13 protein-coding genes are annotated in these 12,331 nt (G+C 70.1%); 2 read left to right on the forward strand and 11 right to left on the reverse strand.

The genetic code is table 11. The annotated features are described in order from the left end of the window. The first annotated feature begins 307 nt into the window (after nucleotides 1–307). On the forward strand, nucleotides 308–817 hold the full coding sequence (ybaK, locus tag HJ588_RS17065) for a Cys-tRNA(Pro) deacylase (protein ID WP_171157852.1): 510 nt from the start codon (nucleotides 308–310) through the stop codon (nucleotides 815–817). Between the two features lie 5 nt (nucleotides 818–822). Here ybaK and HJ588_RS17070 read toward each other — a convergent pair whose 3' ends face one another. Further along, nucleotides 823–1,281, reverse strand: a complete 459-nt coding sequence (locus HJ588_RS17070) for an Lrp/AsnC family transcriptional regulator (protein ID WP_171157854.1) — start codon at nucleotides 1,279–1,281, stop codon at nucleotides 823–825. Nucleotides 1,282–1,329: 48 nt separating this feature from the next. Here HJ588_RS17070 and HJ588_RS17075 point away from each other — a divergent pair, with 48 nt between their 5' ends. Further along, nucleotides 1,330–2,265, forward strand: a complete 936-nt coding sequence (locus tag HJ588_RS17075) for a 5'-3' exonuclease (RefSeq protein WP_171157856.1) — start codon at nucleotides 1,330–1,332, stop codon at nucleotides 2,263–2,265. 13 nt (nucleotides 2,266–2,278) lie between these two features. On the opposite strand, the gene HJ588_RS17080 is transcribed toward HJ588_RS17075, so the two are convergent. The 10 genes from HJ588_RS17080 to HJ588_RS19845 form a co-directional block, all read right to left on the reverse strand. After that, a complete protein-coding gene (locus tag HJ588_RS17080; RefSeq protein ID WP_171157859.1) occupies nucleotides 2,279–2,836 on the reverse strand; it encodes a PH domain-containing protein in 558 nt (185 codons plus the stop codon). A 37-nt stretch (nucleotides 2,837–2,873) separates the two neighbouring features. Beyond that, nucleotides 2,874–5,669, reverse strand: a complete 2,796-nt coding sequence (locus tag HJ588_RS17085) for a DEAD/DEAH box helicase (protein WP_171157861.1) — start codon at nucleotides 5,667–5,669, stop codon at nucleotides 2,874–2,876. Nucleotides 5,670–5,695: 26 nt separating this feature from the next. Continuing rightward, complete coding sequence (tatC, locus tag HJ588_RS17090; protein WP_246242739.1) at nucleotides 5,696–6,529, reverse strand: twin-arginine translocase subunit TatC; 834 nt, start codon at nucleotides 6,527–6,529, stop codon at nucleotides 5,696–5,698. A 64-nt stretch (nucleotides 6,530–6,593) separates the two neighbouring features. Further along, the gene (gene tatA, locus HJ588_RS19620) at nucleotides 6,594–7,094 is read right to left on the reverse strand and encodes a Sec-independent protein translocase subunit TatA (protein ID WP_171157863.1); all 501 of its coding nucleotides are present in this window, start codon (nucleotides 7,092–7,094) and stop codon (nucleotides 6,594–6,596) included. A 66-nt stretch (nucleotides 7,095–7,160) separates the two neighbouring features. Beyond that, nucleotides 7,161–7,484 carry a hypothetical protein gene (locus HJ588_RS17100; protein WP_171157865.1) on the reverse strand — a complete coding sequence of 108 codons (324 nt, stop codon included), beginning with the start codon at nucleotides 7,482–7,484 and terminating at the stop codon, nucleotides 7,161–7,163. Nucleotides 7,485–7,532: 48 nt separating this feature from the next. Then, nucleotides 7,533–8,498: a helix-turn-helix transcriptional regulator gene (locus HJ588_RS17105; RefSeq protein ID WP_171157868.1), complete on the reverse strand. Its 966-nt coding sequence runs from the start codon at nucleotides 8,496–8,498 to the stop codon at nucleotides 7,533–7,535. Beyond that, nucleotides 8,498–9,475: a helix-turn-helix transcriptional regulator gene (locus HJ588_RS17110; protein ID WP_171157870.1), complete on the reverse strand. Its 978-nt coding sequence runs from the start codon at nucleotides 9,473–9,475 to the stop codon at nucleotides 8,498–8,500. Before HJ588_RS17110 ends, HJ588_RS17105 begins: the two co-directional genes overlap by 1 nt. Nucleotides 9,476–9,545: 70 nt before the next feature. Further along, nucleotides 9,546–10,526 (reverse strand): cation diffusion facilitator family transporter, encoded by a 981-nt coding sequence (locus tag HJ588_RS17115; RefSeq protein WP_171157872.1) that lies wholly within the window; start codon nucleotides 10,524–10,526, stop codon nucleotides 9,546–9,548. 115 nt (nucleotides 10,527–10,641) lie between these two features. Then, on the reverse strand, nucleotides 10,642–11,061 hold the full coding sequence (locus HJ588_RS17120; protein WP_171157874.1) for an FKBP-type peptidyl-prolyl cis-trans isomerase: 420 nt from the start codon (nucleotides 11,059–11,061) through the stop codon (nucleotides 10,642–10,644). A 64-nt stretch (nucleotides 11,062–11,125) separates the two neighbouring features. Beyond that, entirely contained in the window at nucleotides 11,126–12,178 is a 1,053-nt protein-coding gene (locus HJ588_RS19845) for an FKBP-type peptidyl-prolyl cis-trans isomerase (RefSeq protein WP_171157876.1), read from the reverse strand. Nucleotides 12,179–12,331: the final 153 nt, after the last annotated feature.

Below are 12,331 nucleotides of genomic sequence, written 5' to 3' on the forward strand. Positions count from 1 at the left end.
GGGACCGGAGACGGTGTCGCGGCATACAGATGAGCCCTCCTGGTCGTTGGGGCCAATACACGTGGGTCTCCCCTGCCGCGCACGTTTTCTACTAGACGAGGGGGCCCATCCGTATGCCTGCCGCCGAGACGCTCGGTCACGACGTTGAAACCTGAATTTACCGACCTGTTGATAGCTGTCAACAGTCCGCTGACCTGCGTGAATGCGCGTCGTCGCAGGTCAGCGGCGCGGACCAGGCGCCCAGGAAATCGGCGTGACACGGCGTGTCGCGGGCGACACGCCGCCACGGGCGCGGTAGAGCCGGAGCATGGCAGTCAGGAAGAACCACGCCGATGCGTCGAGCACCCCGGCGATCGCGGCGCTGCGGAGTGCCGGCGTGCATTTCGAACTGCGCGCCTACGAGCACGACCCGGACATGCGGTCGTTCGGCGCGGAGGCTGCCGCCGAGCTCGGGGTTGAGCCGGATCGGGTCTTCAAGACGCTGGTGGTGCAGACCGATCGCACCGCCGACAAGGGGCTGGTGGTGGCTGTGGTGCCCGTCGCCGGACAGCTCGACCTCAAGGCGCTCGCGCGCGAAATCGGCTGCAAGAAGGCCGCATTGGCCGACCCGGCGCTTGCCGCCCGAGTCACCGGCTACCTGGTCGGTGGCATCAGTCCGATCGGGCAGAAGCGCCGCCTGCACACCGTCGTCGACGAGGGCGCGCTCCGGCACCCGACGATCCTGGTGAGCGGCGGCCGGCGCGGTCTGGACGTCGCACTGTCGCCCGCGGACCTGATCGCGGTGACCGGCGCCGTGACCGGGACGATCGCCACATAGCGCGCTCAGTCGGCGGATTCGCCGGCGGCCAGCGGCGAGCGGTCCTCCCACGGGGTGCTGAGCACGACCGTGGTGCGCGTCGTGACGTTGGCCGCCGCGCGCACCCGTGCGAGGAGGAGCTCGAGGTCGCCGGGGGTGCCGACCCGCACCTCGAGCACGTAACTCTCCTCACCGGCCACCGAGAAGCAGGAGTCGATCTCGGTCAGATGCCGCAGCCGATCGGGGATGTCGTCGGGCGCGGCGGGGTCGACCGGTGTCACCGAGATCAGCGCGGTCAACGGCATGCCGGCCGCCTCGTGATCGACCACCGCGCGGTAACCGCGCAGCACGCCGCGCTCCTCGAGGCGCCGAACCCGTTGGTGCACAGCGGAAGTCGACAGACCGGTCGCCTTGCCCAGGTCGGTGTAGCTGAGCCGGCCGTCACGCGCCAGCAACTGCACGATGCGACGGTCGAGTTCCTCCATGCTGCGACTGTAGTGGTTGCTCCCCCACAGATAGAGCACGATGGGCCCATGCAACCGCGACTCATGCTCCTGGACTCGGCCAGTCTCTACTTCCGTGCGTTCTACGGTGTGCCCGACCGGCGGAAGACACCGGATGCCATGCCCAACAACGCGATTCGCGGCTTCATCGACATGATTGCGACGCTGGTCAACGACCACCGGCCGACGGATCTGGTGGCGTGCTGGGACAACGACTGGCGGCCGCAGTTCCGGGTGGATGCGATCCCGTCATACAAGACCCACCGCATGGTCGACGGCACGGACGGCGTCGAGGAATCGCCGGACGAGCTCACCCCGCAGGTGCCGGTGATCGTGGATGTGCTTGCCGCAGTGGGGATTTCACGACTCGGCATCGATGGCTACGAAGCCGATGACGTGATCGGGACGCTCGCGGTCGCGGCGCACGGCTCCGCGCAGGTCGACGTGGTCACCGGTGACCGCGATCTGTTCCAGCTGGTCGACGACGAGCAGAGCGTGCGGATCCTCTACACCGCCCGCGGTGGTGTGCGCGAGCCGGACGTGGTCGATCAGGCGTTCCTGCACCGCAAGTACAACGTCGCGACGGGCGGCGCCTACGCCGACATGGCGGTGCTGCGCGGGGACACCAGTGACGGCTTGCCGGGGGTGGCCGGCATCGGCGAGAAGACCGCCGCCACGCTCATCAACCGGTATGGCGACCTGGTCGCGCTCCGCGCGGCCATCGACGCAGGGGACCCCGCGCTCAAGGGTGCCCAGCGCACGCGCCTGGAGGCGGCGTCGGACTACCTCGACGCTGCGCCTGCGGTGGTCGAGGTGGTGAAGAACGCACCGGTCCCGGCCACGCTCAGCACGGCGCTGCCGACCGCGATCGCCGATGCCGACGCCTTGCGCAGGCTCACCGCGGAGCACGACCTGACCACCCCAGTCGGGCGGCTGCTGCAGGCGTTGAATCTGCCCGCCTTGTAAGGGACTTCGGCGATCAGAAGCCGCGACGTCCGTGCTGCGAACGCGGGTCGCCGGGCGGGAAGGTGCCGTCGTCGTCCCCACCGTCGTCCTGGTGGTAGAGCAGCTCGTTGACCCGCACCTGCACCTGCTCGACGCGGGGCACGTCGTGCAGTCGCACGCCGGCCTGCTCGCTGGCGTCACTGATGATGAGGGTGCCGCAGCCGAGCAGGCGGTCCAGCAGACCCTTCTCGTAGGACACGTCGTTGATCCGGTAGAGCGGGATGTCGCGACCGGACTTGCTGAGGATGCCGCGACGGGTGATCAGCCGGCGGTTGGTGAGCACGTAGATCGTGGTGCGCCAGCGCAGAATCGGCACCACCACGAACGCCAGCAGCAGGAGCAATGCGACGATCCACACCGCGAGGGTCGCCCAGTCCGACCAGCCCTGGCTGCTGATCCAGAACGACGCCGCGAAGGCGGCGACGATGATCAGCAAACCCAGCAGCAGCGGCAGCAGGATCGCCTTGATATGCGTGCGCAGCTCCATGTCGATCTGCTCGCCCCGGGCCAGATGCTTCGCCGAAAACGCCATGGCGGCATCCTGCCACGCGGGTCCGGGTCTCGGCGGGTCAGTCGAGCCGGTCGGCGGCGACGACGCCGCGCAACACCCCGTCGATCGCGGTGCGCGCCGTGCTGCGCAGGCCCTCGTGCTGCGTGGCGGCGGCGATCTGGTCGAGCAGGTCGACCACCTGCTTGCACCGTCGTACGAAGTCGCCGGCGGACAGTTCGCTGTCGCGCAGCACCGTCTCCAGCCGGCCGCCGGCCGCCCAACGGTGCATCGTCCAGGCGATGCCCGGGTCGGGCTCGCCCATCGGCGTCAGGCCGAGACGGCGCTGCGACTCCCGCAGCCCGTGGGTGATGCGGCCCATCTCGGCGAGGGCGTCGCGCACCTGGTCGTTCGGCAGTTTCGGGGCCTCGGAGCCGCCGTCGCGCCGCGGCTCGTAGATGAGTGCGCTCACGACCGCGGCCAGCGACGGGGCGTCCAGGCGGCGCCATACGTCGTGCTGGAGGCATTCGGCCGCCAGCAGGTCCTTCTCGGCGTAGATGCGCTGCAGCATCGTGCCCTGCTCGGTCACCTGCTCGCCGTCCGCGGATAGGTAGCCGAGCTCGGCGAGCAGGTCGCAGATGCGGTCGAAGGTGCGCGCAACGGTGTGGGTGCGCTTGTCGACCTGCCGCTGCAGGCCGTCGGTCTCCTGGCGCAGCTTCCACCACCGCTCGGCCCAGCGCGAATGCTGCTCGCGGTAGGGGCAGTCGTGACAGGGGTGGCGTTGCAGCGCGCCGCGCAGCTGGTCGACCTCGGCCTGGAGCGACTCGTCGGTGCCGTCCTGGTCGGCGTGCTCCCCCGGCTTCGGCGGCGGCTCGGCCCGCAGCTTGTTGCGCAGGCTCGAGGCAAGGTCGCGCCGGGACCGCGGGCTGCGGGCGCTGAACGACTTCGGGATCGGCAGCTGTCCCACCGGTTCGACGACGTCGCGCACGTCGGTCTCGGCGAGCCGGCGCACCTGGGCGTCGAGGGTCAGGATCGTCGGGTCTCCCCCGGTGCCACGCCCCCGCTGACCGGGTATGACGACGGCGTATCCCGCGCGGCGCCCGTCCGGCACCTGGACGACGTCGCCCGGCTTGAGCTCGCCCAGGGACACCGCGGCCGCGGCTCGCCTGCTCGCCGAACGGCGCTTGGCGGCCGACTTCTCCAGCGTCGACAACTGGCGGCGGAGGGCGGCGTACTCGGCGAAATCGCCCAGGTGGCAACGCATTGCGTCGGCATACCCCTCGAGCGCCTCGTCGTTGCGGCGGATCGACCGGGTGATGCCGACGACCGAGCGGTCGGCCTGGAACTGCGCGAACGACTGCTCCAGGATCTGGCGGGCGCGCCAGCGGCCGACCTGTGCGACGAGGTTGACCGCCATGTTGGAGGACGGCACGAACGACGACCGCAACGGATAGGTACGGGTCGAGGCGAGGCCGGCCACCGCGTCGGGGTCGACCCCCGGCGCCCAGAGCACGACCGCGTGTCCTTCGAAGTCGATGCCGCGCCGGCCGGCCCGCCCGGTGAGCTGGGTGAACTCGGCCGGGGTGATGTCGGCGTGCGTCTCGCCGTTGTACTTCACAAGGCGTTCGAGCACGACGCTGCGGGCCGGCATGTTGATGCCGAGCGCGAGCGTCTCGGTGGCGAAGACCGCCTTGATCTGGCCGTCGGTGAAGAGCTCCTCGACGATCTCGCGGAAGGTCGGCAGCATGCCGGCGTGGTGGGCGGCGAAGCCGCGGGAGAGGCCCTCGACGAAGTCGTAGTAGCCGAGCACCGCGAGGTCTTCCTCGGGCAGGTCGGCGACGCGCTCCTCCACCATCCGGCGGATGCGTCGCCCGGCCTGCTCGCTGATCAGCGTGGTGCCCCAGGCCAGCAGTTGGGAGACGGCCGCCTCGCAGCCGACCCGGCTGAAGATGAAGGTGATCGCCGGCAGGAGTCCGTCGCGGTCGAGTGCCTCGATGACCTCCGGACGGCTGGGGCCGCGCCCGGGGCGCCCGGCTCGCACCGGCCCGCGGTCGCCGCCTCCACGGATCCGGCCACGCCGGCCACGCGGTGCGCCGGCGTCCTCGCGGCGACCGTGCCGGTCGTTGCGACGAGCGGACTCGACCTGCGAAATCCGTTGCAGCAGATGCGGGTTGATCCGCAGCCGGTCGGACTCCCGGCCGTCGTCGACGAAGAGGTCGAACAACTGCGGCCCGACCATCATCTGCTGCCAAAGCGGCACCGGGCGGTGCTCCTCGACGATCACGTCGGTGTCGCCACGCACCTCGCGCAGCCAGTCGCCGAACTCCTCGGCGTTGCTGACGGTCGCCGAGAGCGACACCAGCTGCACCGACGGCGGGAGCTGGACGATGACCTCCTCCCAGACCGCACCGCGGAACCGGTCGGCCAGGTAGTGCACCTCGTCCATCACCACGAACCCGAGCCGGTCGAGGGTCTTGGAGCCGGCGTAGATCATGTTGCGCAGCACCTCGGTGGTCATCACCACGATGGGCGCTTCGCCGTTGATCGACGAGTCGCCGGTCAGCAGCCCGACGTTCTCCGCGCCGTGCCGGGCGACCAGGTCGGTGAACTTCTGGTTGGACAGCGCCTTGATCGGCGTGGTGTAGAAGGTCTTGCGCCCGGTCTGCAGGGCCAGGTATGCCGCGAACTCCCCCACGATCGTCTTGCCGGCACCGGTCGGCGCGGCGACCAGCACGCTGCGGCCGGCCTGCACGGCATCGATGCCGCGCACCTGGAACTCGTCGAAGGGGAAGTCGAACTCCTCGGCGAACCTGGCCGCGTGCGTGGAGTCGAAGCCCGTGCGGGAGGAGGCGTCCGTCCGGGGCGCTGAATCAGACATGGGCGCAGGCTAATCGGCGAAGCTGCTCAGAGCGCGGACTTCTGGTCGTCCGGGATGTCCAGCCACTCCGCCCGGTTCTTCTCCTCGCGACCGGCGCGTCGCCGGTCGAGGAACATCGAAAGCAGCACCGCGGCGAAGAAGAGGCCGATCAGCGGGCACATCAACGCAAGCATCGACCAGGCATCCGGGGACGGACTCATGACCGCAGAGAAGACCGCGATGATCATCACCGCCACCCGCCAGCCCTTCACCATCACGCGACCGGGCAGGATGCGCAGCGAGTTGAGCCCCACCAGGAAGACCGGCAGCAGGAATGCCAGGCCGAAGACCAGGATGAACTTGGTCACGAAGTTGATGTAGGCGCCGGCGTTGGTGTAGTTGACGGCGTCCTCGGGTGTGACGCCGAGCAGGAACTTCACCGCGTTCTTCATCACCAGGCTGGCGACGAAGCAGCCGAGCACGAACAGCGGGACGGCCGCGCCGATGAACATCCGCGCGATCCGCTTCTCCTTCTTGGTCAGCCCGGGGGCGAGAAAGGCCCAGATCTGCCAGAGCCAGATCGGCGCGGACAGGATGAGACCGATCCACAGGGAGACCTTCAGTTTCACCGAGAACGCCTCGGCGATCGAGGTGCCGCCGTAGTTGAGTTGCACCTTGTCGCGAGAGACGTGCCGCTCGGCGGCGACCGCCCATAGCGGCTCCTGTAGCCAGCGGATCACCGTCGGATAGAGGAACCAGCCGACAATGCCAAGCACCAGGATCGCGAACGCGCACACCAAGGCGCGCCGGCGGAATTCGCGGAAGTGTTCGCCGAGGGACATCCGCGCTTCGGGATTGTCCTTACGACGCAAGAGGGCCATGTCGGTCGTGTCGTCCTACGCGGTGTCGGTGGGGCGGGTCAGGCGCTGCAGCGATGTGCCGGGCTCAGTGCCCGGAGCCCGACTGGCCGCTCTGCGGGTAACCCTGAGGCTGGGGCTGCTGCGGCTGCCCCTGTTGCGGGTAACCGTTCTGCTGCGGGTAGCCGGCCGGAGCCTGCTGCTGCGGCTGGTAACCGGGCTGACCGGGCTGCGGCTGGTAGCCGGGCTGACCAGGTTGCGGCTGGTAGCCGGGCTGACCAGGTTGCGGCTGGTAACCGGACTGCCCGTGTCCCTGCTGCTGCCCGTAGCCCTGCTGCGGGTAGGCCTGACCACCGGGAACCTGTGCCTCGCCGGGCACGCCGCCCTGCTGCGGTGCGGTCTGACCGGGAACGGTCTGGCCGGCGGCCCCGCTGCTGCCCTCGTCGTTGTCGCTGATCTCACTCTTGAGGATGCGCGCGGACCGTCCCAGGCTGCGCGCTGCGTCCGGAAGCTTCTTCCAGCCGAAGAGGATCACCACGATCAGCACCAGGATCAGCAGGTGCCACGGCTCGAGTGCTCCACGAAACATAACCAGCTCTCCCAAGATCGAGGGCCCGGAAATCCGGGGCCCGTGTGGTCCTATCTTCGCACCGGTTCACCACTCTACGTGATCGGTCCACGCCGGTCGGCGGGCTCGACGGCGAGCTTCTCGCTCGGCGCGTCGCCTGCTGCGCAACGTCTCGTACTCGGCCCGGAGTTCCGTGGGCGAACGCAGCACGGCCAGGTCGTCGACCGAGTCCAGCTGCTCCTGGAGTTCGCGCACGCGTGACTCGATCTCGGTGAGCCGGTCCTGCGCGTCGGCGGCCTCCCGGCCGAGCGCCTTGAGCGGCGGCCACAACCGCCAGAGACGCCATCCGACGTATGCCGTGCCGAGCAGTGCGAGCGCCGCCCAGAGCAGCACCCATTGCCACCACTGCATCAGGCGTCGGCTGTCATCGGGCGTCGGGTCTCATCAGGCGTCGCGACATCAAACGTCGTATGACGCGAGCGCGTCCGCGGCCCCGGCGGCGACCTCGTCGCGCAGTGCGGCGGGTTCGAGCACCCGGGCGGCGCCACCGAGGCGCCATACGAGCTGACGGAGCCAGGTCAGGTCGGCGGCCCGGATCGACGCGGTGATCGTGCCGTCGGCGGCGCGCTCGACGGACTCGACCGGGTAGTAGTCGACGACCCAGGCGGCCTCCGGCTGCAGCGCGAGGGTCGCGCGCAGGTCGTCGGGGCCGGCGGTGAACAGGTCGGTGTCGAGGTCCCGCGGCCGGGCCTCGGTGGGTGGGGTGCCGTCGACGTCGAGCGTCTCGATCGCCGCGACGCGGTCGAGCCGGAACAGCCGCACGTCCTGCGCCCGGTGACACCAGCCTTCGAGATACCAGTTGCCGTCGAGCGAGACCACCCGCATCGGGTCGACGTCGCGCTCGGTGGTCTCGTCGCGCGAGGCGACGACGTAGCGCAGGTGCAGCCGGCGGTGCGCGGCGACCGCGGCGCGCGCGGTGCTCAGGGTGTCGGACGGCACCGCCGCGGCGAGCGCGACCTTGACCCGGTCGCTCACTTCGCTGGCGTCACCCGCGGCGTCGACCAGCTTGGCCAGCGCCCGGTCGACCGCGTCGCGTTCGTCGAGGCCGGGCACCGCGGCGAGGGCCCGCAGACCGACGATGAGCGCGGTGGCCTCGTCGAGGCCGAGCCGCAACGGGCGGGCGATCGTGTCGGCGTTGCGCAGGAAGACCCGGCCGCCGTCCCACTCCGCCTCGATCAGGTCGTCCGGCAGGTGGCCCGGCGTGCCGCAGACGAACAGCAGGGCGAGGTCGGCCTCGACCTGCTCGGTGGAGACGCCGAGCTCGGCGGCGGCGCGGGCGATGTCGATGCCCTGCCGGTTGACCAGCCACGGCACCATCGTCAGCAACCGCGCGAGGCGGGCGGTCGCGCTCTCGGGGGCGGCCATCAGGCGGCCCCGTTGCTGTCGAGCGATCCCCGCAGCCGCCGCACGACCGCGTCGACCAGCTCGGGAGGAGCAACGGCTCGGGCCGCGGGGCCGAAGCCGGCGATCTCGTCGGCGAGCACCTCGGTGTCGCCGAAATCGACTGTCAGCCGGGTAAATTCGCCGTCCTGCTGACTGCTCTGCCGGGCCCGGCGGCGCAGGGTGTTGCCGGCACCGGCGCGGACCAGGACCGTCGCTGTCATCGTCTCGCGACTGTCCGTGCCGTCGATCATCGTCAGCGGGTCGTGGTCGGCTGGCACGTCATACGCGCCGGGCTTGCCGAGACGTTTCACCGCGCCGTCGATGCGGCTCAGGCGGAAGACGCGCGGAGCCTGCCGGTTCAGGTCGAACCCGGTGACATACCAGCGGCCGTGCCAGTTGGTGACGGTCCACGGCTGCAGCTGCCGGGTGCTGGCCTCTCCCCCGGCCTTGCGGTAGGTGAACGAGATCGCCTGCCGGCGCAACGCCGCGTCCTTCACCGGATTGAACGCCGGCTCGCTGGTGCGCACCCGCGGCTCCAGACCGACCAGCGACTCGGTGTCCCGCTCGACCTCGGCAGCCTCCAGCTTGCGCATCGCGGTCGCCGCGGGGCCGGCGAGACTCGCCTGCTGCCACGTGCGGCTGGCCAGCCCGAGCACCGCGAGTTCGTCCGGTTCGAAGGCGATCTCGGGCAAGGCGTACTCGCGGCGGTCGATGCGATAGCCGGTCTCGTCGTCGAAGAAGCTGTCGATCGGCTCGATCCGCAACGGGATGCCGAGCTCGCGCAACTCGTCCTTGTCGCGCTCGAACATCCGGTCGAACGCCTCGTCGGAGGCCGTCTCGCCATACTGCGGCACGGCGTCGCGGATGCGCGCCTTCGACAGCGGTTGCCGGGTGTAGAGCAGACAGATCACCAGGTTGAGCAACCGCTCGGTCTTCGCGGCAGGTGACGGCTGGGCCATGGTCCGACGGTATCTCATCCGTGCGGACGCATGTACGACGCGCCCGCGCGGGCGCCCATCGGGCCGCCGGTCAGTCCGCGAGCGGTTTCTGATCCGGCGCGGACAGGCTGAGGATCGCGCCCGCGACGCCGCGAGAGGCGGTGATCCGCCGCTCGAGGCGTTCGAGCTCGGCGGCCACCTCGTGCTCGGCGTGGTCGCCCGCGAGGTCGACGTCGGCGACCAGGAAGACCTGGCGCGGGCCGACGAACTCCAGCCGCAGGTAGCTGACGCTCGCGACGTCGGGCTCGCTCTGCAACGCGCGCAGGGCGGCGGCCCGCACCTGCGGACTCACCTGCTCGCCCACCAGGAAGCCGACGTTGCGCTTGATCAGGATGAACGCCACGACCCCGAGCACCAGCCCGACCAGGATCGAACCGATCGAGTCGGGCACCGGCGATCCGGTCAGCTGGTGCAGCCCGAGCGCGCCGGCGGCGATCACCAGACCGGTGAGCGCGGCGGCGTCCTCGGCGAAGACCGCCCGCAGGGTCGGGTCGGAGGTGGCGAGCACGTGCTCCAGCAGTTCCCGGTCGTATGCCGAGGCCTCCGCCCGCGCCTGTCGCACCGACTGCGCGAACGAGATGCCCTCCAGCACGAAGGAGATCGCGAGCACGATGTAGCCGACCAGGAATTCGCTCGCCGGCTCGGGGTGGATCAGCTCCTGGATACCGTGCCAGATCGACACCGCGGCTCCGGCGATGAAAAGGCCGAGCGCGGCGAACAGCGACCACACGTAGGCGGCCCGGCCGTAGCCGAGGGGGTGCGCCTTGTCCGGGGGTCGACGCGACCGCTTGTCGGCGATGAAGAGGAAGACCTCGTTGCCGGCATCGGCCCAGGAGTGCGCGGCCTCCGCGACGAGCGAGGCGGACGCGGTGATGACGGCGGCCACCGACTTCGCGAGCGCCACCAGCACGTTGGCGCCCAGCGCGATCAGCACGGTGAGCGTGCTCTCCCCGCCCCCCTCGGTCTGCTTGATGCCGACGTCGAACTCGTCGGTGACGTGACGGTCTTCCATGGCAGGCGACGCTATCCGAGCCGCCGCGGCGGGATTGCGAGGAGGCCGCCGCGACTCGCGGAAAGATCGCGAGCCGGGCGGCCTCGACGGGAGGTGCGCCGTGCGGCGCGGGACGTCAGCGGATGCCGAAGGCGCTGCCCGCACCGGGCTTGTTCGCGTTGACCAGGTCGACCACGAAGATGAGCGTCTCGTTCGGGCCGATCGCGCCGCCGGCGCCACGCTCGCCATACGCCAGCTGCGAGGGGATGACCAGCTTGCGGCGGCCGCCGACCTTCATCCCGACGATGCCCTTGTCCCAGCCCGGGATGACCTGGCCGACGCCGACCTGGAAGTCCAGTGGCGCGCCGCGGTTCCAGGAGGCGTCGAACTCCTCGCCGGTGGAGTGCGCGACACCGACGTAGTGCGCGGAGACCTGGTCGCCGGCCTCGGCCGTGCGGCCGTCGCCCTCCCAGATGTCCTCGATGACGAGCTCGGTCGGTGCCTCGTCACCCGGGAAGTCGATCTCGGGCTTGGTGGTGTTGGGGTCGAACGGCATGGGACTACCTCGGCTTTCGCTGGTATGACGGGGCTTCTGGGACGACCGTGGTCGCGCGATCCGGTCAGACCGCGGCGACGATGTCGACCACGAACACCAACGTATCGGTGCCCTTGATGTTGGCCTGCGGGTTGCCCGCGCTGCCGTAACCGTCGGCCGGCGGGACCACGATGAGCACGCGGTCGCCGACCTTCTTGCCGACCAGGGTCTTGTCCCAGCCCGGGATGACCTTGCTGGTGCCGATCGGGAAGCCGGCCGGCTGCCCGCCGCGCGACCCGGTCGAATCGAAGACGGTGCCCGCCTTGCCCTTGTTCCAGATCACGCCGGTGTAGAGGGCGTAGAGGGTCTGGCCCTTCTTCACCTCGGCGCCCTTGCCGTTGATCAGGTTGGTCGACTCGAGCTTCTTGGGGGCGTCGGCGTTCGGCATCGTGATCGTGGCGGGCTTCGAGGCGCCCTCCCACTTGACCGTCGGCATGCCGGACTTCGGCGCGACGGCCGTGCCGGTGGCCTCCTTGAGCGGGGTCACCGCCGACTTGATGTTCATGTAGAAAATGAGCGTGTCGTCCGCGCCGACGCCGAGCTGGGCGTTGCCCTGGGTGCCGAAGGCGTCCTTCGGCGGGATCGCGACGGTCTCGGTGGTGCCGACCTTCTTGCCCTTGATGGCGGTGACCAGGCCGGGGAACTGCGCCGGGTCCTTCAGGTCGAGGGTCACCGGCTGCTCGCTGAAGGTGTTGGCGAGGGTCTTGCCGGACTTGCCGTCGACGACGGTGTAGTTGACGGTCGCGATCTGGCCGTCGGTCACCGCGGCGCCCGTGCCGTCCTTCAGCACCTCGACCGTGGTCTTGTTCACCTGGAACGGCTTCTTGGACAGGCTGACCGCGGGCTTCTTCGGATCCTTGTCGTCGACCTTGATCGCGCTCATCGGCGTGACGTCCTTGTCGGCGACGGTGGCCGGCGCCTTCGAGGCGGACGCCGCGCCGGAGCCCGAGGCGGATGCGGCCGGGGTCGACGCCGAGCTGCCGGCAGCCTTGCCCGTCGAGCTGCTGCTGCCGCAACCGGCGAGCACGAGGACGGGCAGGGTGCCTGCGGCGAGCAGGCGGAACGGGATACGGCGCACGTCGAAAAACCTCTTAGCGGTCGCTGTGGGAGAAACTTGCGGCGCCACCATAACCATCTGCGCTGTGCCGCACGTCATCCCGTGCTGTGCGAGGTGTCGGCGAGGCGGGGCCGGCGCACGGCATACGTCCTGCCCGATACCTGGCCATGCCTG

The sequence above is a fragment of the Flexivirga aerilata genome (assembly GCF_013002715.1).
In the GTDB taxonomy this organism is placed as follows: domain Bacteria; phylum Actinomycetota; class Actinomycetes; order Actinomycetales; family Dermatophilaceae; genus Flexivirga; species Flexivirga aerilata.